General features: G+C 50.3%; 24 protein-coding genes. 6 read left to right on the forward strand and 18 right to left on the reverse strand.

Translation table 11 applies throughout. The annotated features are described in order from the left end of the window. Window positions 1–73: 73 nt before the first annotated feature. Window positions 74–862, forward strand: coding sequence for an AraC family transcriptional regulator (locus tag ACX1CU_RS13480; RefSeq protein ID WP_459402807.1), 789 nt, complete (start codon window positions 74–76; stop codon window positions 860–862). Here ACX1CU_RS13480 and leuA read toward each other — a convergent pair. Continuing rightward, entirely contained in the window at window positions 834–2,501 is a 1,668-nt protein-coding gene (gene leuA / locus ACX1CU_RS13485; RefSeq protein ID WP_459398815.1) for a 2-isopropylmalate synthase, read from the reverse strand. The genes ACX1CU_RS13480 and leuA overlap by 29 nt on opposite strands. Before the next feature lie 130 nt (window positions 2,502–2,631). Next, complete coding sequence (locus ACX1CU_RS13490; protein ID WP_459402808.1) at window positions 2,632–2,871, reverse strand: YceK/YidQ family lipoprotein; 240 nt, start codon at window positions 2,869–2,871, stop codon at window positions 2,632–2,634. A 279-nt stretch (window positions 2,872–3,150) separates the two neighbouring features. Between ACX1CU_RS13490 and ACX1CU_RS13495 the strand changes: the two genes are divergently transcribed. Next, on the forward strand, window positions 3,151–3,375 hold the full coding sequence (locus tag ACX1CU_RS13495; protein WP_459398816.1) for a hypothetical protein: 225 nt from the start codon (window positions 3,151–3,153) through the stop codon (window positions 3,373–3,375). Between the two features lie 299 nt (window positions 3,376–3,674). Next, a complete protein-coding gene (locus ACX1CU_RS13500) occupies window positions 3,675–5,396 on the forward strand; it encodes a potassium/proton antiporter (RefSeq protein ID WP_459398817.1) in 1,722 nt (573 codons plus the stop codon). A 539-nt stretch (window positions 5,397–5,935) separates the two neighbouring features. On the opposite strand, the gene ACX1CU_RS13505 is transcribed toward ACX1CU_RS13500, so the two are convergent. The 3 genes from ACX1CU_RS13505 to ACX1CU_RS13515 form a co-directional block, all read right to left on the reverse strand. Beyond that, window positions 5,936–6,067: a hypothetical protein gene (locus ACX1CU_RS13505; RefSeq protein ID WP_459398818.1), complete on the reverse strand. Its 132-nt coding sequence runs from the start codon at window positions 6,065–6,067 to the stop codon at window positions 5,936–5,938. 67 nt (window positions 6,068–6,134) lie between these two features. Beyond that, entirely contained in the window at window positions 6,135–6,638 is a 504-nt protein-coding gene (locus ACX1CU_RS13510) for a YlaC family protein (RefSeq protein WP_459398819.1), read from the reverse strand. A gap of 183 nt (window positions 6,639–6,821) precedes the next feature. Continuing rightward, window positions 6,822–7,121 (reverse strand): hypothetical protein, encoded by a 300-nt coding sequence (locus ACX1CU_RS13515; protein ID WP_459398820.1) that lies wholly within the window; start codon window positions 7,119–7,121, stop codon window positions 6,822–6,824. 255 nt (window positions 7,122–7,376) lie between these two features. Here ACX1CU_RS13515 and ACX1CU_RS13520 point away from each other — a divergent pair, with 255 nt between their 5' ends. Together ACX1CU_RS13520 and ACX1CU_RS13525 are read left to right on the forward strand one after the other, a co-directional pair. Next, on the forward strand, window positions 7,377–8,837 hold the full coding sequence (locus ACX1CU_RS13520; protein ID WP_459398821.1) for a TrkH family potassium uptake protein: 1,461 nt from the start codon (window positions 7,377–7,379) through the stop codon (window positions 8,835–8,837). Between the two features lie 57 nt (window positions 8,838–8,894). Beyond that, on the forward strand, window positions 8,895–9,347 hold the full coding sequence (locus ACX1CU_RS13525; protein WP_459398822.1) for a hypothetical protein: 453 nt from the start codon (window positions 8,895–8,897) through the stop codon (window positions 9,345–9,347). 396 nt (window positions 9,348–9,743) lie between these two features. Here ACX1CU_RS13525 and ACX1CU_RS13530 read toward each other — a convergent pair whose 3' ends face one another. The 10 genes from ACX1CU_RS13530 to ACX1CU_RS13575 form a co-directional block, all read right to left on the reverse strand. Further along, entirely contained in the window at window positions 9,744–10,001 is a 258-nt protein-coding gene (locus tag ACX1CU_RS13530; RefSeq protein ID WP_459398823.1) for a hypothetical protein, read from the reverse strand. Beyond that, on the reverse strand, window positions 9,998–10,372 hold the full coding sequence (locus tag ACX1CU_RS13535) for a hypothetical protein (protein ID WP_459398824.1): 375 nt from the start codon (window positions 10,370–10,372) through the stop codon (window positions 9,998–10,000). Before ACX1CU_RS13535 ends, ACX1CU_RS13530 begins: the two co-directional genes overlap by 4 nt. Next, on the reverse strand, window positions 10,357–10,869 hold the full coding sequence (locus tag ACX1CU_RS13540) for a lysozyme (RefSeq protein WP_459398825.1): 513 nt from the start codon (window positions 10,867–10,869) through the stop codon (window positions 10,357–10,359). Before ACX1CU_RS13540 ends, ACX1CU_RS13535 begins: the two co-directional genes overlap by 16 nt. After that, window positions 10,853–11,083, reverse strand: a complete 231-nt coding sequence (locus ACX1CU_RS13545; protein ID WP_459398826.1) for a class II holin family protein — start codon at window positions 11,081–11,083, stop codon at window positions 10,853–10,855. Before ACX1CU_RS13545 ends, ACX1CU_RS13540 begins: the two co-directional genes overlap by 17 nt. A 52-nt stretch (window positions 11,084–11,135) precedes the next feature. Next, window positions 11,136–13,298: a phage tail fiber domain-containing protein gene (locus ACX1CU_RS13550; RefSeq protein WP_459398827.1), complete on the reverse strand. Its 2,163-nt coding sequence runs from the start codon at window positions 13,296–13,298 to the stop codon at window positions 11,136–11,138. A gap of 13 nt (window positions 13,299–13,311) precedes the next feature. Continuing rightward, window positions 13,312–14,922 carry a phage terminase large subunit gene (gene terL / locus ACX1CU_RS13555; protein WP_459398828.1) on the reverse strand — a complete coding sequence of 537 codons (1,611 nt, stop codon included), beginning with the start codon at window positions 14,920–14,922 and terminating at the stop codon, window positions 13,312–13,314. After that, complete coding sequence (locus tag ACX1CU_RS13560; RefSeq protein ID WP_459398829.1) at window positions 14,919–15,260, reverse strand: hypothetical protein; 342 nt, start codon at window positions 15,258–15,260, stop codon at window positions 14,919–14,921. The genes terL and ACX1CU_RS13560 overlap by 4 nt, the downstream gene beginning before the upstream one ends. A gap of 61 nt (window positions 15,261–15,321) precedes the next feature. Further along, complete coding sequence (locus ACX1CU_RS13565; RefSeq protein WP_459398830.1) at window positions 15,322–15,519, reverse strand: hypothetical protein; 198 nt, start codon at window positions 15,517–15,519, stop codon at window positions 15,322–15,324. A 17-nt stretch (window positions 15,520–15,536) separates the two neighbouring features. Then, complete coding sequence (locus ACX1CU_RS13570) at window positions 15,537–16,118, reverse strand: Rha family transcriptional regulator (RefSeq protein ID WP_459398831.1); 582 nt, start codon at window positions 16,116–16,118, stop codon at window positions 15,537–15,539. A gap of 301 nt (window positions 16,119–16,419) precedes the next feature. Further along, window positions 16,420–16,815, reverse strand: coding sequence for a hypothetical protein (locus ACX1CU_RS13575; RefSeq protein ID WP_459398832.1), 396 nt, complete (start codon window positions 16,813–16,815; stop codon window positions 16,420–16,422). 35 nt (window positions 16,816–16,850) lie between these two features. Here ACX1CU_RS13575 and ACX1CU_RS13580 point away from each other — a divergent pair, with 35 nt between their 5' ends. Further along, complete coding sequence (locus ACX1CU_RS13580) at window positions 16,851–17,312, forward strand: ubiquitin family protein (RefSeq protein WP_459398833.1); 462 nt, start codon at window positions 16,851–16,853, stop codon at window positions 17,310–17,312. Here the strand turns inward: ACX1CU_RS13580 and ACX1CU_RS13585 are convergent. From ACX1CU_RS13585 to ACX1CU_RS13595, 3 genes are read right to left on the reverse strand one after another with little or no spacing between them, the layout of a single operon-like run. Further along, a complete protein-coding gene (locus ACX1CU_RS13585) occupies window positions 17,305–20,121 on the reverse strand; it encodes a hypothetical protein (protein ID WP_459398834.1) in 2,817 nt (938 codons plus the stop codon). The two genes, ACX1CU_RS13580 and ACX1CU_RS13585, sit on opposite strands and share 8 nt — an antisense overlap. Next, a complete protein-coding gene (locus tag ACX1CU_RS13590; RefSeq protein WP_459398835.1) occupies window positions 20,121–22,433 on the reverse strand; it encodes a hypothetical protein in 2,313 nt (770 codons plus the stop codon). Before ACX1CU_RS13590 ends, ACX1CU_RS13585 begins: the two co-directional genes overlap by 1 nt. Continuing rightward, window positions 22,433–22,969: a hypothetical protein gene (locus ACX1CU_RS13595; RefSeq protein WP_459398836.1), complete on the reverse strand. Its 537-nt coding sequence runs from the start codon at window positions 22,967–22,969 to the stop codon at window positions 22,433–22,435. Before ACX1CU_RS13595 ends, ACX1CU_RS13590 begins: the two co-directional genes overlap by 1 nt. Between the last annotated feature and the right edge of the window lie 2 nt (window positions 22,970–22,971).

The following is a 22,971-nucleotide window of genomic DNA, read 5'->3' on the forward strand; positions in this document are numbered from 1 at the left end:
CCAGCATCTGGTGTCATGATGCCGGTCATGGCATGCTGCGATGACCGCTTCATGGATGGACACAGGTTTCCCGATGCAATATCTGCCAGAAAATCAGTCTATTGTCCCCTTCGCTAAAGATTACCAGCATGGTGACTACGAGCCCGATCACCAGCATAACTATGCGCAGTTGATCCACAGCCTCAGCGGTGTTGTGCAGGTCAATACCCGTATGGGGAGTTGGGTGGTGCCACCAAGCCGTGGCGTCTGGTTGCCTGCTAACGTGGTGCATAACCTGCGTTTTACCGGCAATGTGGCGGTGAGAACGCTGTTTGTCGATCCGCTGGCGCGTGCTGATTTACCGGTTCTCTGTCAGGTGGTGCAGATCTCCCCATTACTGCGCGAACTGATCGTCAGCGCCATGGATATTGCTGCCGATTACCGCGCAGGAGGGCGTGAGGAGCGAATTATGGAGCTGATCCTTGATGAATTGCGCCTATTGCCGATTCTGCCGCTGAACTTGCCAGAACCCCGTGACGGTAAATTGCTGACCTTGTGCCGAGATATTCAGCAGTCACTGGCACAAACCTGGGAGCTGGAATTGGCGGCCAAACAAATCAATATCAGTGGCCGGACACTGTCGCGCCGTTTCCAGCGTGAGACTGGCCTGAGCTTTGCTGATTGGGTGCGGCGAGCACGTTTGCTCGCCGCGTTAAACGCCCTGGCAGCGGGCAGTTCGGTGCTGGAAGTCGCACTGGATCTGGGATATGACAGCCCCAGCGCCTTTAGTTCCATGTTCCGCCGTCTGCTTGGCGTCTCGCCCAGCACCTATTTTTCCCAGGCTCAGCCAGTCATTACCTCAAATAGCAGCCAGCAACGTTGAATAATGCCTGCAACGAAGCGCTGGCAGAATCAGCGTCGATCCCTACCCCATAGGTGGCTTCGCCATTTTCCACCGTACAGCGGATATAGGTTACCGCACGGCTGTGGCTCTGGTGCCCTAACGTGTGCTCGTGGTAATCGTCTATCGCCAGCACCAGGCCAAAACGTTGGCATAAGGCATCCACCGCGCTGGAAAGTAACCCATTGCCCGCCCCCTGTAACTGCAACTGTTCACCATGCAGATTAACCAGCGCACTAAAACTGTGGTCATTAGCGCCCTGGCTATGGGTCTGATAGCTGAGCAACTGCAGCACTGGTTTTTCCACCAGACCATAGCTGTCGCGGAACAAACGCCAGATCTGCGCACCGGTCATTTCCTTGCCGCTTTCGTCGGTGGCAAGCTGTACCACTTTACTAAAAGCAATCTGCAACCCGCGTGGCAGCACCAATCCGTGATTCTGCTCCAGTAACCAGGCGGCCCCGCTCTTGCCAGACTGGCTGTTAACCCGGATCACCGCTTCGTAATTACAGCCAACATCCGCCGGATCCAGCGGCAGATAAGGCACTTGCCACAGGCCGTCCTTGCGCAATTGCTGGGCCGCAAAGCCTTTTTTAATCGCATCCTGATGCGAACCAGAGAAGGCCGTAAAGATCAATTCACCGGCATACGGATGACGTGGATGCACAGGCAGTTGATTACATTGTTCAACCACCTCAACCACCTGTTTCAAGCGGCTGAAATCCAGCTTGGGAGCGATCCCTTGGGTGTACAGATTAAGTGCCAGCGTCACCAGATCCACATTGCCGGTCCGTTCCCCGTTGCCAAACAGACAACCTTCCACACGATCGGCCCCGGCCAACATCGCTAATTCAGCACAGGCCACTCCAGTGCCACGGTCATTATGCGGATGTACGCTGATACACACCTGCGAACGCTGGCTGAAATGGCGGCAGAACCACTCGATTTGATCGGCGTAGATATTTGGCGTGCTCATTTCCACCGTAGCAGGCAGGTTGATAATCATTGGCCGTTGCGAGCAAGGCTGCCAGACATCGGCCACCGCCTCGCAGATCTCGAGCGCAAACTCCAGTTCGGTAGCGCTGAAGGTTTCCGGTGAATATTCAAAGGTCCAGGCGGTTTCTGTTTGTTGTTCACACCATTGACGAATACGACGTACACCATTGACCGCCAACGCCACGGTGGCCGCCTTATCCTGCTTGAAGACAATGTCACGGAACATGGGTGCGGTGGCATTGTACAGATGCACTATCGCACGCGGCGCGCCGTGCAGAGCCTCAAAAGTGCGATCGATCAGTTCGTCTCGCGCCTGAGTTAACACTTGGATTGTCACGTCATTGGGGATCAGCCGTTGCTCAATCAGGCTGCGGACAAAATCAAAATCAGTCTGTGATGCCGAAGGAAAAGCCACTTCGATCTCTTTGAAGCCACATTCCAGCAGCAACTGATAAAACTGATGCTTGCGGGTATTGTCCATTGGATCGGCCAGGGCCTGATTGCCATCGCGCAGATCGCTGGAACACCAGCGTGGAGCCGATTGCTGGCGGCGGCCAGGCCATTGGCGGCCAGGTAAATCTATCGTCGGAAATGGACGATACTTGGTTGCAGGATTGGTTAACATCAGGATTCTCCTCAAGAAATAGGGCTGTACCCTGCCATTATTTCCTGCCTGAACACGTCTTGCTCCCGCTTAACGGACAATCATCGTCGCAAAGCAGACAATATATCTGCCCTTTACCTATCCACAGCGCTTATTCATAAGGCCCATGCTGGGCATCAAACGGCAGCATAAAAGTATCCACCACCATCGACAGCGGTACATCAATCACCGTGACATAGCGCCAAGGCGTGTCGCGTAAATCCCACTGTACCCCTGGATAGTATTGATGCCCGTGGCCAGCTCCGGGTATCGTGCGGCTGATGATGCTGCCGCAGCCAGATAATGCCGCTACGCTGGTGGTTAACAGCACCAAACGTGCTAACGACTTGATAGATAACAACGTAATTTTTCACCTTGATTGTTCGCGGAATAAGCAATGCTGGCGTGGATTTTAACATGGTTTTTTCTGAAACAAGGTGAGCGGTTTGAGCCCGCCATTTAGCACCGGCCACAGAGGTTGATACAAAGTTATGCTGGAGCATATCGCATCGAGTTGTTATAACTACCAGGCATAAGTAAAAATCCATATCCCCGCCTTAGGGTAGCGATTGGGCTGATAGACCCCAGGGGATGCATTACGCCCCTTCCGCCACGACAGAGAGGATTTTTAATGACTGATCAAGACACCACGGCCGCCGAAGCAGTACCGGAAAACGCTACATTGCTGAAAATTCTGGGCAGGTTGCTCTCAACCCTGGATGCCTCAATCAGTGGTAAAGATCGCAGTGTATTGGTGGCTGAGCTTGCTAATCTCAATCTCGATGGGATCTCAGAAGCAGAGAGGAAACTGGCAGCTGAGTTGATCAAACGTGCCTTACAATCACTCGATCATTAAAATCCACCGGCAAACCATTAAATCTCCATCGGGGTTTAATGGTTTTTCATCGCTAAGCCTTGTCCAAAGCCAGGCTTTATTATCATCGCTATCTATCAATCTTCTGATAAATAGAGATAAAAATTAGAAACAGCCCTCTTTTACCTCTTTTTTCTGTAAATCTCTCTTAAAATAGCAATAATAGCTTAATTCTTTTGGTAATCAGCCTTGGCGTTTTACCGGAAAAACAGGCTATTATTATGCAGAGCTGATGCTCTGATGCACTCTTCCCCTCATTCTGCCCACAGGAGATCGCTATTTTGGATGCCAGCACGATCAACAACTTGTTCATCATCGGTGCCGTGTTGGTGGGGGCAAGTATTTTCCTCAGTTCTTTCTCCTCAAGATTAGGCATCCCAATTCTGGTGATCTTCCTGGCAATTGGCATGCTGGCAGGCGTAGATGGCCCAGGGGGGATCGTTTTTGACAACTATCCAGCTGCCTATCTGGTCAGTAACCTGGCCCTTGCCGTGATCCTGCTTGACGGTGGCATGCGCACCCGCGTCAGTTCATTCCGTGTCGCCTTGTGGCCAGCATTATCTCTGGCCACCGTCGGCGTAGTCATCACCGCCGGGCTGACCGGAATGGCAGCCGCCTGGCTGTTTAATCTTGATCTGATTCAGGGATTGCTGATTGGTGCCATCATTGGCTCCACCGATGCAGCCGCCGTGTTCTCCTTGCTGGGTGGCAAAGGGCTGAACGAACGTGTCAGCGCCACGCTGGAAATTGAATCCGGCAGCAACGATCCTATGGCCATGTTTTTGACCATTACGCTCATCGCCATGATTGCCGCAGGGGAAACCTCCCTGAGCTGGATGTTCCTCATTCATCTGTTGCAGCAGTTCGGTGTGGGGATTGTTTTAGGTCTCGGCGGCGGTTGGCTGTTGCTGACGCTGATCAACCATATCAAGCTGGCAGAAGGGCTCTATCCTCTACTGGCGGTCAGCGGCGGTATTCTGATCTTCGCGCTCACCACTGCGCTGGACGGCAGCGGCATTCTGGCCGTTTATATGTGTGGTCTGATGCTGGGCAACCGCCCCATCCGCAACCGCCACGGCATCGTGCAAACCTTCGACGGGCTGGCGTGGCTCAGCCAGATCGGTATGTTCCTGGTTCTGGGGTTATTGCTCAATCCACACGACCTGTTACCGATCGCTATCCCGGCCCTGCTGCTTTCACTGTGGATGATCCTGTTTGCACGGCCGCTCTCGGTGTTTCTCGGCTTGCTGCCGTTTCGCAACTTTACCTTGCGCGAACGGGTGTTTATCTCCTGGGTCGGGTTACGTGGTGCCGTACCGGTGATCCTGGCCGTTTTCCCGATGATGGCAGGATTACCGAACGCGAGTCTGTTCTTCAATGTCGCTTTCTTCGTAGTACTGGTTTCGCTGTTGCTGCAAGGCACCACGCTTTCTTTCGCGGCCAGAAAAGCCAAAGTGGTAGTGCCACCGGCACCGACGCCGATTTCCCGCGTGGGGTTGGATGTGCATCCAGACAATCAGTGGGAGCAGTTTACTTATCAGCTAACATCTGAAAACTGGTGCGTTGGCGCAGTGCTGCGTGAGCTCAAAATGCCACCGGGCACCCATATTGCTGCCCTGTTCCGTGGCAAAGAGTTATTACACCCGAGCGGCAGTACCCGTCTGCTTGACGGTGATATTTTGTGTGTTATCGGCCATGAGCACGATCTCCCCATGCTCGGTAGATTGTTCAGCCAAGCCCCTCCAGTTACACGCGATGAGCGCTTTTTCGGCGATTTCATTCTGCAATCCGATGCACGCCTGAGCGATATTTCACAGCTCTATGGTCTAAACCTGCAGGAAGGTATCGATAACCAACAGACACTCGGCCAATTTGTTACCGAGTTGATTGGCGGCGAAGCCGTTCTGGGTGACCAGGTGGAGTGGGATGGCCTAACCTGGACCATCGCTGAGATGGAAGCGAATAAAATCAGCAAGATCGGGGTCAGGATCGTTACCGATTAAGCCCAATCATCCCTGCCGCAACGCTAATCACAATATTCCGGGAACTTATCCTTCCCGGAAAACTCCTAATGATAGTCATTATCAAAGACCCGATACTCTTGCCATCTCAATACCTGAGTCAGGCGCGCAATATCAGGCCATAACCCTTGTGCTGTGATGGCTTTGAGTCTCGCTAATTTGGTTCATAACATGTTGATTAGGTAAGATAACGTGGCACAACAAGAACAAGAGAAAGACATTCTGGGAAAGGTTTTACTCACGGTTTCGGCACTGTGCGCCACTGCCGTAGCGGGGCTATTGCTATGGGGATTTATGCTGGATTAATCCGTTGAGCTCCTGCTGGCACGCGATAACAATTTTGTTACAATGTAACTACATCATCAGATACCGGTTGAGCGTATGCTTAATCTGCATTGATAAAAACAATAAGTCGCCCTCATACTCAAGTGTTATGCCCGTCTAAACCACGGGCTTTTTTTTAAGCCCTATTCACCGGGCGTAAAAAAACCGCCGCAGCGTTTTTTTTATTGGAGTCACGATCAGATTTTGCAACCTTCGCAGTCCGCTTCATCCTCAAGGATTTCTGGGACCTCTTTGGCCTTTTGAGCCGCTTTCTCTTCAGCTTTCACTAATTCGGCATCAATATCAAAATCGAAAATATCATCACTCATCGTAATTCCTCAAACTAGCCTGTTTCAAAGGGGGATTATAATCGACATCCGCACCGGCGCAAACCCTTCAGTTCAGCGCAGCCAGCGTTGCCGATGGGCTACCTAGCTTCTTTGAATACGCCAGATCGTAGACGTCGTAAAAATCGATCTCACCCTTGTTGGCGATGATTTCCTGCATCCGCGCTTTTAACGCCATGCTGATGGAAGGTTCGTTAAGCAGCTCCTGCACTGCCTGCGGCGACAATGCGCGGGTAAAATACCATTCACCGTTGTAACAGACGCGTAAATCCAACACGCCAATATCTTCAAAACGGTAAACCGGTTTAATCTCAAGCAACAACATGGCAAACATGAAAAGCACAAAAGCCGTAAAACCGAAGAACGCCACTAGCCCCATGTAAGGCACCGGATACATCACGGCAACCACGGCCAAATAGCCTGCGAACATGGCAAGACACAGATAGCGATGGTTGCGGGCAAACTCGCTGTTGAATCGCGGTTTGCCATCACGCCCCTCTTGCTGGTTAATCAGCTCGATTTCTTTCACCAAGATGTTTTTGATCGTATCCATCGTAATAACCTTATGCATAAGCGCATCATTACTCATCCCAAAGTACTTGGAGTTGCAGCCCACAACGCTACGGCTTCAAGCAATAAGGGAATATCACTACTATCTGTTCACGCTAACATAAGTACAGTTCAGCAAGGTAGATCAGTTACGATATTATCCACCGCAAACTGTTATATCTCGGGTTTACCGCGATTGTGAGACTTTCCCTTGGGCAACCATAAACATGCGTTGAGCAACATCATCAGCCTGCTTGATTTTACGCTTCTTCGGTTCATCACAATGCTGCGCGGCACGCACATAGGCAATTTCATGGGCCTGATCGATCATCGCGATAACCTTATCGCGTGTAGATTTATCCAGATTGCCCAGAATGGTAGTGATAATGGCTTGATAGGCATTTGAGGCGGCGGTCAGTGACTGTTCTCTAGCCTCCAATGCTGCAACACGTTGCAACAACGCCTGAAGCAGTTCGGACTCAGACATATCGACCTCCTGTTGCTCAGCAGCACATCTGCCTGTTTATAGTTTAGCAAAGGATAGAACCCCGTAACTTGCAGGGTGAGAGTAGGCTCATGACTAATTCCTCTTGCCGATTGCTAACCGCGATGAACAGTTGACCCAACGCATTAATTTACATTCGATATTAAAATCTTACGCGTTTTACGCCACTTGCTTTATTCTTTATAGGATAATTCACCAAAGGTGCCCGGTTGCCGCTGACGTAATCTGCATAAAGCCATGGTTAATAAAAAACAAACGTTAGTCGTTATCAATCTTTGCAGTTTTCTGGTTCTGCTTTATAGCCTTTCTATGCTCCCGCCGATAATAATGGCTCTTATTTACAAAGAAAACAGTCTGTTTTCATTTTTCTACACCTTAATTATCGCCAGTTTGCTGGGTGGAGCCTGTTGGCAGGCCTCGCGTCAAAAGAAAGTGCAACTGCGTACTCAAGATGGTTTTTTGATCATCGTACTATTCTGGATATTTTTCTCTCTTATCAGCGCCCTGCCGTTATGGCTGGATGACACCCTGAATATCAGCCTGACAGACGCCATATTTGAAGGCGTATCTGGCATCACTACGACGGGAGCCTCGGTACTGAATGATATTAGCGATGTCCCGAAATCTATTCTCTATTACCGCGCTCAACTTAACTTTATCGGTGGTTTGGGCGTCATTGTGCTGGCGGTGGCGATCCTACCCTTACTGGGCATTGGTGGCACCAAACTGTATAAATCTGAAACACCCGGCCCATTTAAAGAAGAACGCCTGACACCGCGATTGGCCGATACCGCCAAAAGTCTGTGGTCAATCTATATGCTTCTGGGGTTACTGTGCGTTCTGGCGTTCCGTCTAGCTGGCATGCAGTGGTTTGACGCGCTATGCCATGCCCTTTCGACGGTTTCGTTAGGCGGATTTTCTACCCGTAATGAGAGCCTGGGTTTTTTTGACAGCTCCGCCGTCGAAATGGTTGGCGGTATTTTCTCAATACTCGCGGCCGTCAGCTTTACGCTTTATTTTGTCGCCGCTCAGCGCCGTAGCCTAAAGCCACTATACCAAAACCCTGAATTACGCTTCTTTCTGTTGGCGCTTGCCATTGTGATGGCGTTGGTATGCCTACAACTCTTCAGTTCGAAGATGTATGGCGTCAAGGATGCTTTTGTCCATGGATTTCTGCTTACCAGTTCAATGATGACTGACAACGGATTGGCAACCGCAGATTACGCTAAATTGCCTTCTCACACGGTGATCATCCTGCTCGCATCCAGCTTCTTTGGCGGCTGTGTAGGTTCTACCTGCGGGGGGATCAAGGCACTTCGTTTCCTGATCATGTACAAACAGAGCCGGCGTGAAATCCACCAGATGCTGCACCCTAATGCGGTTTATACCATCAAGGTAGGAAATACGCCCATTCAGGATCGCGTATTGCGTTCCGTGTGGAGTTTCTTTTTTCTCTATATCTTTTTCAGCTGTTTCTTCATCTGGGCGTTAAACCTGATGGGTTACGATCTTATGACATCTTTCGCCACTGTCGCAGCCTGCATTAATAATATGGGCTTAGGGTTTGGCGAAACCGCAGCGGGCTTTGGTACCTTAAGTTCACCAGCCAAATGGCTGATGTGTGCCGCAATGCTGTTTGGCAGATTGGAGATTTACCCGATTCTTATCCTGTGCTCACGCACGTTCTGGCGATCCTGAGTGCGTATGTGGCAACAACACGAAAAAATTACCTGGCTAGCCTTTGGAGGAATAAAGATGTTAAAGCATACCGCTCTTATTTTGACGCTTACTGTGCTTGGTATCACCCCGGCACATGCCATCAATGCAAAGTATGCCCAGCAGCTTGAGCGCTCCGGTTGCACTCAAGTGACCGAAGCCCAGGGCTGTGACATTCACAAAACCAAGGCCCAGAATATCGAGGCAGGCTTTGGGGCAACAGCAAGCACGGATACCAGTGCCAACCCATATACCGGTGAATGGGTTGCCACCGCCCCACAGACTGGTGCCACGGTAGCGACAATCAGTATCGATGCCAAGAACCACGTCTTGGTCAACGGCAAAAAGGTCAGTGCAAAAAAATCTGATGGGGCGTTAGTGTTCAAGGATAAGTTCATCACCTATACCATTCAAGGAGATCGCCGCCTCAAGGGTGAAGATGTGTGGATGGATAGCGACGCAGGCACCAAAGGAGTCATTAACGCCAAATAAGGAATTCTATTCACTGAGCAAGAGGAGGCGGACATCATCCCTCCGTCACAATCAGTACAGGCGCTGAGCATTATAAAAACAGCACATATACTCAAATGTATACGTACAAGCTGCTTGATGTGGGTTGAATTGCGTTGACTTATGGAGAGCAGAAGATGCGGGAAAAGCGAGTAATTCGTGGATTTCAAACAAAAAATAGACGCCTATTGACGTCTATTTTTTTAATGGTACCCGGGGCGGGACTTGAACCCGCACAGCCATAAGCCGAGGGATTTTAAATTCATAATTAACACCATTAAAAACATGCGGTTACGGTAAAAATCATAACATGGCGCAATTATCGTACACTGGCGAATCATTGAGTTATAACACCGAAATACGCCATGTTACGAACGCCTAATTGCATGCCTCATTCGCCGTCAACAATTCCCGCTCGTAACCGATCCGCTGATGCCGTTCTGCGCGTAGCGCACGCATCTGTACATCGATGGGCGCACCGATCGGTAACTGGTCAACAGCGAACGCCGGTACCGACACAGGCGCAGTTTTGCATGGTACCGCCACCGGCACTTTAACTTCAACGTACGCGGGCGGTACCGGTTTATTTGTGCAACCGGCCAGCACCAAGATGATGATCGCAAATAGCCTTTTCATTGGCTGCGCTCCCGTTTCAATTCAGCATCAAAAGCCACCGACGCAGCCGCGCACAAATCCCCGTCGCTACGCTCAGTCATCACGGCGTTAGCCTTGGCGTAATCACCTTTTGCCGCTTCCACTGCCTGCTTCTGCGCTTCGGCGGCCGCCGCTTTGCGTAAAGCTTCGAGGGTTTGCAGCGCGGTAACTCCGGCATTCTGGCTATCGATCGCCGCCGCCTGCTGTTTGTTGCTATTCCGGCATGTGGTCAATTCACGGTTGAGGTTGTCGATCGTGGGTTGATAATGTCTGCTGGCCAGCCAGGCACCAGCACCGACGACAGCAGCCAGCGCCAGACAGATCACAATGGCGGTGGTTATTTTGCCAGGCATAATGCGCGCTCCTTACTGGCCCTTGTAACTAAACCCGGCAGGATTTTACCCGCCGCCCACACCCAGCGCGGGAACTGTTCGCAGGCTTCATCAACGCGGCCATGACGCAGCATGTAGAACAGCGTCGATTTCTGCGCAGTCGTGCAGCCGACACGAAACACAAGGCTCACGGAACTATCAAAAGCACCCTGCCGTAAACGCTGGCCATTGGCGTTACGGTTCACACACTGTTCGGCATCCAGAATGTTGCGCTCCCAATCGGCGGCGATCTGGTCAATGCTTTTTCGCACTCCGGGCTTTACGCCGTGCGTGTTGCCTATACCGTCCGTCCACACATTAGCCGGGCAAAGGTACGGCTCAAGGCGGCAAGATTCAGCATTGCCGATCAACTCTAATCCGGCTTTGCTTGTATGCACGTTGCCGTTAGACAGGACAATGCCGATAACCACTGAAACGGAACAGACGACGCCAGCGGCAACTTTATTCAGCTTGTTCATTATTAGTCTCCCGATACGCCCTTTCTTTTCTCTGGTCTTCACGTAACTTGAAATACAGATTCATCAACCAAGTAAGAAATGCGAAGAATAAGCCACCGATCACGCCGATGGCTGCCCATTGTTCTGGGGAGAAGCGATCAAGAAATTGGGCAATACCGAAAACAGCACTACTACCGGATGCCCCATATGATAAATTTGTAGTGATTCTTTCCATTCTCATACTGTTACCGTTAATTTATGTAGCCTATATGCCGTCATAACAGGCATTAAGCCTGCTTAGATATTTGTCTCATAATTCCATTTTCAGCGCGCAGAGTTATCACATTCACCTGTGACGTAAATGTAAAATTAACACCACCACTAAGAATTATTTCTGTATTGTGCTGAATGATGACGCCAGGGGTAAGGCAAATTATAAAGTATTCATATCCGTTCCTCACATTTGTAATGCTGGATATTACGTTACCGCTATTAGCACCGACTATTGTTACCCCCCCAAGCCTGCATTTTCCCACATCAATATTCCCGGCAGAAAACGAAACCTCGGCATTAACCAAAGCCCTATCAGCGGCAATTCCTGTAGTTAGTTCAATCCCCTTTTCGATGCGAATTGTAAGCGGGCTTGCTATCATTTCACTTTCATCAAACCAGCCTCCATTATTTGTCTTGATATTATCTTGTGATAAAAAAAATGATGAGTTAGTTCCTTTTATTTTTACTGCTGATTTATTAGATGTGTTTTGAAACAAACAGCCATGTATTCGTGTTAGGGCGCAGTTTTCCATTGTCACAGGATTTGCGTCTATTGCTCCCCCGGCCATCACAAGCGATGTAGCAATCACGTTATCCTGTGTATTTTTTAAATAAACCCAACCGTCAGTAAGTTGGGATGGGAAGTCTGGCTGTGGGTATCCACCGCGATACTGTAATCCACCCATGATTTTCACATTCAGTGCCTTTTCAATTTTATAGCAATATGAATGCGTATTTGAATGGCAGTTGATAATCTCTATTTGTGGAGGGTAATAACCAGTCCCTAGCGTATGCACATAATTCACGGCATGTTTTGCCGAGGTGAAATCACAATCAATAAATTTTAGCCCTTCTATTCCGGGCGATGTAGTGCTGTATGCATAAATGCATTCTTCACATCTCGCGATATCAAGAGCATGATATGAGTGTGATAAAGATGGGGCATATTCGCTTAATATTAGTATGCCGTATGTGGTTCTATTTGTAGCACTACCTCCACGAATATAAACACCATTCATATGCACCTCAGAAACGCCATTCAAGGTGATAAATGCGTTAAACCTTCCAGCAGCCCAACCAACGAAACCAACGCTACTAGATATAGACAGGGCGCGAATACCGTTGCCACCGAGAACGACTAATGCACTTGCATAAGTGGAGTTTTCTGGGAATGAACCATAGAAAATTCCAGTTCCCGTTATCTCTAGCCCTGCCGTATCGTTTGCCAGAACTATATATAGAGTGTGTCCCTCTTGTGTTTTTCTTATCCAAGTTCCATTTAATTCAATAGTGATTCGCGTTGTTATTGTTTTTGATACCGTTGTTACTGCATCAAACGTTCCTGACTGGCAAATTAAACGGCCACCTCCAACACTTTCCAGGTAATTAAGTGCCGACTGAATTGCAACTGAAATATCATTCGTGTACGCAAAGTCTGATAGATACACCGTGTTCGCATTTCTATCATGCTGCGTTCTGGCTACCGCACCGATAAACGGTTGCTTTACCGTAATCAGCGCGTCGCCTCTGCCATCCTCGGCGCTTGCGAGTTCTATCATCACATTAGCAGCAGATCCACTCTCCGGAAGTACTGATATCGGATCACCCGCACTATTAAATGCCAGGATTTTATTACTACGCACTGATGCGCTGGGCAGCATGGCGACTGATGATTCAGGAACGCGCAGCGTACGAATAAAGCGGTTATCCGCCGTTGCATCAACATAGTTTTTTGTTGCCGCGTCCTGCGCGTTAATCGGATCGGCTAAATTCTCAATCCGGTACCCCATCGCATTGAACGGCCCACCCAACAGCGGACGGTTAAGCGTTAAGCCGAGATACAGAAACGCCTGCTGAATTGCCATCCACAACCTGTCAAAATCCTTGTTGACCGTATCGGCCAGCAGATCGCCATTATCCTGGTATTCGGTCAGGCGGTAAGTAGGGACTAGACGTTGAAGCAAAATCACAGAGCCGTTAGCCGGTGGAGTTAAAAAAACTACCTGCCCGCCATCAACATTGCCAATCCCCAAAACGGTAAAGCCAGTTGTCTGTACAGCGCCGTTGATCGATACAGTGAGATCGAAGGCATTGAGCAGGTAAAATTCATACGGGAAAACGGTGCTGATGCCGTTGGCGTTGAAAATGTTGTAAGGGGTCTGGTTGGGGATTGCCATTTGCGGGCCTCGGTCAGTAGTCCACGGTGACCTCGTGATCTCCGTCGTATGGCTGCCAACTTTCGCGCTGTTGCGCGGTCGGTTTCCCGACCAATTTCCCTATGCGTACCGGTGTTTGATGAATTGCCCCGGCTCCGGAGTCTATGTAATCGTCGTCCTGGTTGGTTAATATCGGATTGAAATCCTGCATCTGCGCGTACATCGGGCCGTCGAGAACCTCGGTATGCGCCCACAGGAACTGTGACGATAGCGGTGCTTCGAATGCGTCAAGGATGCGTTTCTGCTTGTTGGCAACGGAAAATTCTTCCGTCACTCCGCACCCGGTACCTTTTAGCGCCTGGCGTAACAGTTTCGGCGCGAACCCGCCCGGCCCGTTGACTTCAACCACAACGCGGGGGATCTGGAATTTAGTTACCAGTTCCCTGATCTGCACTACCTGGCCACCAACGATTTTGTCGTTAGCGTCAAAGTCGGCCAATTCCCCGATCAGGCCTACGCATTTATGCCAGTACAGGTGGCCGCGTGCGTCGGTCAGCATGATCGAGAAGGCGGCGGCATCCGATTTAACTTTACCCAGGGCAACGTCCCAATAAGCCACCGCCCCCACAATCTGAACGCCGCCCAGCCACATAGAGCAGCCGCCGCTTGCATAACGAATTTCTGGGTGGACGCTGTATTCACGGATGCGATCCGGGTTAAGGCGTGACTCGCTAACCGGTTTACTGTGAAGCTGGTATTGGCTGTCCCACTCGTTAAGCGTGCGGGTTTCCTTCCGGCGCTTCTCCATCTCCTCCCGCGTGAAGCGTTCTGGCCATTCGCAACCAGCGTAACAGTCGATAGTGGTACCAGGGGGCGCAGCGAAAATAATACCGTCTGGCGTTAACTGATAATCGGTGCCTTCGACCAGCAGCCGTGCACCGATATGGATCCCAACAAAAACATACTCGGGCCGGAACGGCAGCACATAGCGCGTTTTATTGGCTTCTGCTTCTTCAATACGGTGCTCAAAATTGAATAGCTTTATCGTGAGACAGTCGGCCCCCATTTTTTCCACCTCATCGTATAAGCTGTCGTGCGTGTGCGGGGTACCGATATAGAGCTTACGGCCACCAGGTACCAGGATGTGAGTTTGCTCCCCCAGCCGGTACCGGAGTTTTTCGCGGGCTTCTGGGGTTTGAATGTTGCGCGGTACTTCCACATCGTCGTTTTGGCACTCGTCTGCTCGAGCAGAAGTGACGTTCGATAGAATGCCCTTGGCGTACATGGAGCCGTTGCGCATATCCAGCGAACCGTTTACCCACCACTGCTCTACGGTTCCCTGCCCGTCCGGCAACATGCCGCGCGTTAATGGGTGATTGCGGATAACGTTTTGCGTGTCGCGGCTGGTTTTGTACGCTGTAGGATCGGATTCAGATTGGTGCAGAATGCGGTACTGGTGATTCTGGTAATAGCGCCAGGCGTTATACACGGCCAGTAGCGTGGATTTACCGAAACCGCGAAAGCACCGAAGCACAGCGAGATCCCCGCGATGCTCCAGCCAGTGGCAGGCGCGATAGTGGCAGTCCGGCACATCCCACCGCATGCGCTCGGCCCACATGATAAAAAACGCAACAAAGGAGATCATTTCTTCTTATTCTGGATGCGTTCTAATACCGCCATTGCGGCTTTTTCAGCACTGGCCACCTGCTGGCCCAGCTTGAACGCTTCATCGTCTGGATCATCACCAGCCTTAGGCACCCCACCGCGCGTGTGCATGCCGATCAGCGAATGCACCTTCACAAGCAGCGTGAGCGATGCGGCCGCGTTCTTCTTGCACCAGTACCGATCCCCGCGCTCCTGCTTTGTGTGTTTGGTGGATTCCTTGCCGGCGCCCGGCCAGTTATCCGGATCGGCTTCTTCTAGTACAACGTCGGTTAACTTGTCGCTGAGTGCGGTAAGGCGGGTTCTGTAATCGTTGTGCATAAAAATAGCCCCATGGTTAGCATGAGGCTATGGTGGTGCGGGGTGGCGGTCGGTTTCCTGACTATCTGGCGCTCTGTAAAACTTCGATGATATGTTTTACGGCATTGATTTTTTCTTTAGCCATATCCAATTCATTTCTACTTCTACCATCCATTGTCCTGTCGATAACAGTATCAATTAACCCATCCGCTACAGATAGGGTATCAATACAATCGCTCAATAGAACGTGCTCGGGTGGGAATTCAAAGTTCTTACTCATAGTATCCCTCTATAAAATTAGAAGTTGGACGTCGATAGCTTGCTCATCTTATCACCAATCACTCGCAGTGGGTTTTCGGTTAACTTTTGCAGATCTTCAATATGAGCAATGATATAACCAGCCCTGCGCGCCACATGAAAAAAACCATCCATAGCCATGACATGTTGATCATCTCTTAGTACGCTGGAATTCACCATCACGCCATTTTTAACCGTAAGCAGCAGGCGGCCGTCAAACTGGTAATTTACCGCTGATGAAAGCAGCTCGGCCTCCATGCGATCAAACTCAGCAATGTAAGCCTCTTTGAATGCTGCGGCCTTTTTGCCAGTGAAGCCCATGACGAGGAACACGAAGCCGTTTTTGGTGATTTCGTAGGCTTCCGTTTCTCGCTCATCAAAACCAGCCTGAACCTTCATCGCGACGGCTGAAAAGTTAGCCGTCATGAATTCAGGTGAGCACTCTAGTGATTTTATTTTCTGGATAACGTTTTTATGCAGCTTGCCAAAGAAATTTGCTACGGACTGAGAGGTAGTGACGGCTTGACCACTGCGGATTGTGATTTCTGGTGTGGGCGTAAAAGGGTGGGTGATGTTGCTCATGGATTATTCCTTTGCTGAATAAAAGGATTCACCACCATAGAGACCAATCTTGGGTGGTGAACTACGCGGGGTTGGTCTAACCGGTCAGCAAAGGAACCCGGCGCACCTTTCAGTGCCCCCACGTAGCCCACCATTGAATGCGTGTGCAAACGCTGCGCATAAAAAAACCGCTGGCGCGGCTATGCGCTTTGCTGTTGTCCGGGAGACCAATCCCGGCAGCGGATTTTGCCGCTGCCATATGACTATACGATAGTGTGATGTGAGAGGCAATAGAAAGACAGATCAGGGTAAGGTGAAAAAACTAGACAAGGCGTTTATCTACCTGCCAACCAGAATCATTTTTTAATGTTGGTTTTACTGTCGCCACAATAAAGCCAACCCACCCTTTGCGGTCATCGCCAAGGGTACTTGCAATAATTTCACTATGCTCATAGGGTACCCATATCACAAGACTACCTTTTATTACGACCTTATCTTCTTTGGTCGCAATCGCAGATGGGACAATAAACCCTCCGTCATCAGAGCTTACCTTCACTGTACAGTAGTAATCCCCGTTACCATCTTTATCTGGTTCATCCTCTACTATTGCGATAAGCCCTTGCTTTGGTCTTATGTCGGTAACAGAATACTTGCATGCATACTCAAACGCGGAAACATTATCCTTAAAATATAAGTCATTAAATTTTTTGCTGTTCATTATTCGCCCTTACAGTTAAACGATGGTATTAATTAATGAAAATCAATAAGATGGCTATAATTTTCACTTCGGTTTGTATCGGATTCGTTGGTTACCCTATAGTAAATCACCTCCGTGAGGTGCTGGAAGATAAACCAATAGAGCTTAGCGGGTCGGCGGCGAGTTTTTTCAGTGAATATCTAGCGCCGTCACAATCCGAAGGTGATATCTTCAAGGACTACGAGCCTTTTTATGGTCATGATGACGGAAAGGCAATAATGATTTTCGTGAAAAACCCACTCTTGTCTCATGAAGATTTCTATAAATCAAAAAGATCCAGAGAGATGCCGGAGTTCGCGCGCAAAAAGCTCGTTAATGCATATTGCAATAGCGTGCCCATGTCGTTTTTATACCAAGCTAAAACGGACGGAAAAACCATCCAAATTAGTTATTATGACCAAACGAAGCAGAGTCTATTTTTCAGTGTGGCTGTAGGCCCAAAATCTTGCTCTACTTAAGTTGCTCCTCAACGTTATTCAGTATTGGCGCTACCCAGAACAGATTTTGCCCCGGTATAAGTTGCCGCGTAGAATGCACGGCCTTATCATCAAATTCGCCGCTCAATATACCCGTGGCAATATCAGATAGTTTTCCAAGGGAGTCAAACGACGGCCCCAGAAGCGAACCAATCGCGTTACGGCTGGCATACCGGGATTGCGTACCGGTACCGAGCGCAGGCCCGAAACCAAGCGTGCCGGCGCTAACCTTTTCCAGTGTGTTATTAAACTCCATCAGTGGCCCCAGAACACCAGAGCGATCGATGCCTTCCAGTACCAATTTTTCTGGCGCGTAGTCAACATCACGCCCGGCCAGCGTATTCTTGATTGCATACGTCATGGCTCCCAGCATAAGCTGAAGCCCGAGACCGTAATAAAACTGCGCCTCCCCCGCCTGAATGCCGCCAACGGTGGAGCGGTTATAGGATCCGAAAATAAACGATTTGAACTGGAACACCAGTTTACCCATTTGGGAGCTTGACCACAGCGGTGTATCACCGATCCCTGGCGTCACTATCGTATTGTTCACGTCCTTCACGACTGCGGATTCGAAAGCGCTACGCACTACAGGATCATCCCATGCGCTACTGTTGCCAATGCGCAAGCCGTCCACCGTCTTTCCGTGCTTGTTGAATTGCTGCTGAATACGTGCAGCCATGCTGTCATCAATGCCCAGCTTAGCCAAGCGCGGGTTAGATTTTGTCGCACCTAAAATAATATCAGCCGTATTCATACCGTTAAGCGACTTATGAAAGGCGTTCCACTGGTTCATTAGCGTGAGGTTACCAAATTTGCCAGTGGCGTAATCAAGCCCAGATTCCAGCATTGTACGTTGTGAAAAGCCGTCCGCTATATCAGCGATCGCCCGACTACGATCGGATAACACTATATCCAGCGCGGTGCCCATCTTCTGCATTTCTTCCCGACTGGCTTTCCATGCTGGGGAACGAGAAAGCCATTTACCATACGCACTGAATGTTTTACCAAACCCGTTAACCATTACCGCGCGCGCAAGGTCAGGAACTGCTGATACCGTCATACCGCCGAGCTTCGTTAGATAGTTTACGTTTCTAAGCACGTTACCAGCACGAACAAACGTTGCGGATGGATCGTCTGGCATCTTGTAGGTACCAAGCAGGCGATCGCGCATCGCCATAATATCCGCTTCATCGCGTTTCATTCTTTTATCTAGTTTTGCCTGGTCTGCCGGATTATTGCGCATCAGTTCCGTGTATTCATCGCGAATATCTTTAAGCACACGCTCCATGGATGAATCGCCAAAGTTACGAGTTAACTCAATATTTGGCGCGGCGTCGCGGATATGACGTTGCAGAACAAAGCGCACATCTGATTCAAGGAACGGTTCGAGCAGATCATCAGGCACATTAAGCGAGCGTGATTTTGTTGCGCCGGGCAGCTTCACAGAAAAGGCATTGGCGTAATCCTGAGGGCGCAAAGCACCAGTGATTTTCCCTATCACTTCATCCGCTGCTATTTCCAGATCTTCAAGTGATACCTTGTTATCACCGCGCGACCACCAGTCGGTTAAAATTTTCCTGAATTCATCGCGCCTAGCTAAAACCTCCCCCTGTCGATACATGCGCGGAAAATAGCTTTCTGCGCCAGTGACCTTAAGATCTTCTGCCAGCATGCCAAGCGCCTGCATTTCATTACGAACGTTATCAAGGATTGGGCGTAGCGCTTTTGCCGTTTCCTGCACTACCGCGTCAGGGCTGGTATCATTCCGGCGCATAGCCCTGCCAACTTCCTCGGCAAAGTCGAGCTTGCTACCGGTACCACCCTGCGCCCTGAATTTGGTAAATCCATCGTTCGCGGTCACCATGGCCGCCGCCTCTGAGCGTGCCCACATGCGAACCTGTGTTTCCGCTGCGGATGGTGTGGCTATGCCCTCGAGGTTTTTGGCTGTGGTTAAGTTGTTCTCCGCCAACTGCTGAACTGTACGGCGCACGGTTACAGAAGGGGAATCCATGGTGCGGCCTAAAGGGGTCATATTCATGACCTTATTGACGACTTTTGGTCCCCGCATGGTTTCCTGTGCAAGTGTCGTGGTGGGCACGTTCATTGCACCAACGCTGCCACCAGTATTGACGCTTCGAAGTGAGTCAGCAATCTCGGTTTGTGCGGCACTCCTCACCTCAGGGCTTAAGAGATGGATCGCACCACCAAGCATACCCCCCAAAACTGCACCAGCGCCGGTATGTATCATGCTCTCTGTTGCTGTGCGTGTATATTGCTGTTGGTGCAGGGCCAGTTCACTTACCGCCGTTCCGCCTGCAGCTATAGCTGCATTGGATGCCACGCGGGCAACAATCCCACCCTGAGCGCCAGGAATAAACAGGCTGGCGATCGTTACGGGGTCGACCACACCTGCAGCTATGCTGGCGAATACCCCGGCAGCGCCAGATTCAGAAAGAAACTGCTTATCTTGGTTTTCCTCATCAATCCGTTGCTTTATTGCCGCAGTCTGTTGGGGTGATCGTGAATCAGAGAACGCGGTAGCCCAGCGTTCATAGCCCTGTAATTCAGCCTTATCAATGAATGGGTTATATCCCTCCTGCTCCTCAAAATCTGGCGCAGGGTTAAACAATCCGGACATCATATTGTACTGCCGGAATGCCGCGCCCAATACCGAACGATCCTCTTCTACTGGTACCGGATTTACACCAGGTGTTATTGATGTATCCCATCCAGCAGGCTGCGGCGCGACGAAATCATTAGCAGGTAGATCGGGAGTTGGATAAACAGGCATTATTCTTTACCCCATTGGAAATAGTTTTTCAGTTGTTCTTTCTGCTTTTCAATCCGCTGCTCATGCCCTTGCTGATACTGCTGATCAAGCGTTCGGTGAGTATCTCTGAACCCTCTGCGCTCCTGGGCTTTTTGCATCGTTTGTTCAATGCTTGTCTTATCATCTGCCAGCATTTGCTGATAAGGTTTCCAGCTTTCTAGATCCGGGCGATAACGTAACGGCCTACCGCTTGCATCATAGTAAGGCTGTAGCGTTGGTATCCCGTCCTTGTCTTTATCACTGATCATAATGGCGTAATCACCATTGCGCGGGGTGTTAACGTCAGGAACTAAAATAACGTCACCCTTTACTTTTCTATCCGGTTTGGGGGTGCTGGCGCTTGATACCCTTCCAACGCTTCCCCCAACAGCACTGGCTGCGGGTATGTCTGAAATCCCATATACCAGCAAGTTTTTTTCTTCCTCCCACTGCTTAGACTGCCAGCCTGACGGGCCGCCTTGGTATAGTGCTTCTGGGGCGTATTTCATGAATTGCGCTTTGCCGTTAACTTCGGTGATCGACCATGTTCTTGCAATTTGTTGATTGGTCATTTTCTTTGCAATATCAGCGTTACCGCCCGCCGCACGGAAGTTAAGATCATAAAGAGACTGATAGTCATTGCGAAAACGAGCCGCTTCGGCGGTGGTATCTTTCGCAGATGGATCTACCCTGAAAAACTCCGAGTGCTTGCTAACAAAATCACTGGCCGCGCCGAGCCTATCTTTCTTGTACGAAGCTGAGCTTTGCTCAGATGAGAGTTGTGACTTTAGTGCATCCGTTTGGTTGTAAGCCAAATTATAAGATTGCTCCATTGCCATTTCAGAGTTAACGCCAGCGTCACGTAATTGTTTAGCGTTGAGATAAAATGACTGTTTTTCTTTTGGCATGTCAGATAACGCAGCCGGGTTCTCATCATAAATTCTGCTGACCAACTCGGCGGCTGGGATAGCCACCTTGGGATCTTTTGATACCGATGCCGCATTAATAATTGATGAAAGCCCAGGCGGTATAATGCCCGTTCTGGATACGAAAGACGCTGCGGCGTTGACCTGGGCGTTGTCGTTGATATTGAAGTCTTTAAACTCGCTTCTCCAATAGCTATCAGCCGCATCCTTGTTGCTTTTATTGCTGGGATCTAGTGCGGTGCCGTTATTTAGCGCATTTGAAACCATCATGCGCCCCTGAGCTGCGTCCCACTCCTTTTGAGCTTTAGCTACTGCAGTAGTCCTGCGCTGCAGCGATCTCCACTGGCCTATATCTCCGCCTGATGCCTCAAGCTGTTTGCGCTGACTATCGATCAACGCCTGCGCGGCTTCCGGCCCCTCAGAAATTGCCCTGCGTATTTCAAGTTGATCGCTCAATAACTGCTGCGCATCGCCAGCCATACTGGTGCCTCTCGTGCTGGCAATTAATGCGGTAACAGCCTCTTCTGATGGCTCCAGATTATTATCAACAAGCAACGAAAACTCATTAATGTTTTTAGCTGCTAACGCCTCCCGCCTAGCCTCTGCCACCCGCGCCCGGTTTTCGAGAGTGATCTGATAGTTCATGGATTGATTAAGCAACGCATTACGCTTATCAGGGTCGAGCTTATCGAGATAGAAGCCGTTTTCAGCAGTGAGATCGTTATTAAGGGCGGCAAGCGCAGAATCATCGCTGCGAGCCTGCATTAATCGCTGTTGCGCCTGGTTGTACCAATTCTTATCTATGGCGCTTTGCTTTACCTTTCCCCACTGCGAACCGTAAGCGATGCGGCCCTGTTCGCTTAGCGCATCCATTGAGGCGTTAATCTTCTCAATGTCAGCGTCGGGGTAATTGGTCAGTTTTCCAAGCGCATCGAGCTGGGTATCGACCTGATCGCGCGCTTCAATCTTAAGCGCGGTGTGTGCATAATTTCTGGCGGTAGCCATGCCATCAGCTTCATAACGCGTAATGCCGCGCTGAGCCACCTCGCTACCGGCAATATCCAGCCCGGCGAACCGGGGTTTATCCAGTTTGCTAACCGCTGTTTGATAGAAGCCCTCAACCTGATCGGCGCGTAGTGAGCCATCCTCTACGCCCGAACGAATAGACTCATTGATATCCTTAATCTTGATCTGGTAATCAAGTAACTCGTCACCTGCGCGGCCGCGCACTATGGCGTTTACCTGCTGCTGAACATCATCAGCCAAGCGCCCTACAGCTTGCGCTGGCGCGCCAACACCATCAACATTAACGCGTGTTGGTTGTGGTTGCGGCGTGACGTTGCCAAAGTTACCGGTTGGAATGCGCATTAGTTAATCCCCATGTTCTTGAACATGTTATTTGAAGATGCCCCGCCACTGGCTGTAGTGGTGGCCGCTGGCGCCGGATTGGCTCTTTTCCAGCCTGAATACATGGTTCCGCCAGCAGATAATAGGGAGCTTCCAGCGTTGATGTAGCCTGTGGTAGCGGCGTTATTTCCACTAATGCGATCAGCCTGCGCCTGTGCGTTATAGCGTGCGCCGGTATTCATGCCGTTCATTGTGGTGGTGTAGGCATCTTGCTCTGCATCACCAATAATTCCAGACGTAATGCGCAGTGCGGTACCTTCTCCAGTTTCCACGCCGGAAGCCGCCAGCGCCGCGTTAGCTTGCGCCGCCTGCTGCCGACCGGCCTTGCGGATACGGTCAGCCTGCACCTTTGCGGCCCCGCGCGCGGCCTCGGCGTCAGCATTCGCTTGCGCCGCCTGGTAATTCGCCATTTTTTTCTGCTGTTGCCCTGCTGCAACCGCGCCACCGGCCGCAAGCACCGAGGACGCCACAAGGGCAATTTCTACGCCAGTACACATAA

Source organism: Serratia sp. D1N4, assembly GCF_054552755.1.

Bases quoted from the DNA above. Each gene is read 5' to 3' on its own strand.
- ACX1CU_RS13480 (WP_459402807.1), top strand. From the start codon at position 74: ATGCAATATCTGCCAGAAAATCAGTCTATTGTCCCCTTCGCTAAAGAT.
- leuA (WP_459398815.1), bottom strand. From the start codon at position 2,501: ATGTTAACCAATCCTGCAACCAAGTATCGTCCATTTCCGACGATAGAT.
- ACX1CU_RS13495 (WP_459398816.1), top strand. From the start codon at position 3,151: ATGACTGATCAAGACACCACGGCCGCCGAAGCAGTACCGGAAAACGCT.
- ACX1CU_RS13505 (WP_459398818.1), bottom strand. From the start codon at position 6,067: ATGAGTGATGATATTTTCGATTTTGATATTGATGCCGAATTAGTGAAA.
- ACX1CU_RS13510 (WP_459398819.1), bottom strand. From the start codon at position 6,638: ATGGATACGATCAAAAACATCTTGGTGAAAGAAATCGAGCTGATTAAC.
- ACX1CU_RS13515 (WP_459398820.1), bottom strand. From the start codon at position 7,121: ATGTCTGAGTCCGAACTGCTTCAGGCGTTGTTGCAACGTGTTGCAGCA.
- ACX1CU_RS13520 (WP_459398821.1), top strand. From the start codon at position 7,377: ATGGTTAATAAAAAACAAACGTTAGTCGTTATCAATCTTTGCAGTTTT.
- ACX1CU_RS13525 (WP_459398822.1), top strand. From the start codon at position 8,895: ATGTTAAAGCATACCGCTCTTATTTTGACGCTTACTGTGCTTGGTATC.
- ACX1CU_RS13530 (WP_459398823.1), bottom strand. From the start codon at position 10,001: ATGAAAAGGCTATTTGCGATCATCATCTTGGTGCTGGCCGGTTGCACA.
- ACX1CU_RS13535 (WP_459398824.1), bottom strand. From the start codon at position 10,372: ATGCCTGGCAAAATAACCACCGCCATTGTGATCTGTCTGGCGCTGGCT.
- ACX1CU_RS13540 (WP_459398825.1), bottom strand. From the start codon at position 10,869: ATGAACAAGCTGAATAAAGTTGCCGCTGGCGTCGTCTGTTCCGTTTCA.
- ACX1CU_RS13545 (WP_459398826.1), bottom strand. From the start codon at position 11,083: ATGGAAAGAATCACTACAAATTTATCATATGGGGCATCCGGTAGTAGT.
- ACX1CU_RS13550 (WP_459398827.1), bottom strand. From the start codon at position 13,298: ATGGCAATCCCCAACCAGACCCCTTACAACATTTTCAACGCCAACGGC.
- terL (WP_459398828.1), bottom strand. From the start codon at position 14,922: ATGATCTCCTTTGTTGCGTTTTTTATCATGTGGGCCGAGCGCATGCGG.
- ACX1CU_RS13560 (WP_459398829.1), bottom strand. From the start codon at position 15,260: ATGCACAACGATTACAGAACCCGCCTTACCGCACTCAGCGACAAGTTA.
- ACX1CU_RS13565 (WP_459398830.1), bottom strand. From the start codon at position 15,519: ATGAGTAAGAACTTTGAATTCCCACCCGAGCACGTTCTATTGAGCGAT.
- ACX1CU_RS13570 (WP_459398831.1), bottom strand. From the start codon at position 16,118: ATGAGCAACATCACCCACCCTTTTACGCCCACACCAGAAATCACAATC.
- ACX1CU_RS13575 (WP_459398832.1), bottom strand. From the start codon at position 16,815: ATGAACAGCAAAAAATTTAATGACTTATATTTTAAGGATAATGTTTCC.
- ACX1CU_RS13580 (WP_459398833.1), top strand. From the start codon at position 16,851: ATGAAAATCAATAAGATGGCTATAATTTTCACTTCGGTTTGTATCGGA.
- ACX1CU_RS13585 (WP_459398834.1), bottom strand. From the start codon at position 20,121: ATGCCTGTTTATCCAACTCCCGATCTACCTGCTAATGATTTCGTCGCG.
- ACX1CU_RS13590 (WP_459398835.1), bottom strand. From the start codon at position 22,433: ATGCGCATTCCAACCGGTAACTTTGGCAACGTCACGCCGCAACCACAA.
- ACX1CU_RS13595 (WP_459398836.1), bottom strand. From the start codon at position 22,969: ATGTGTACTGGCGTAGAAATTGCCCTTGTGGCGTCCTCGGTGCTTGCG.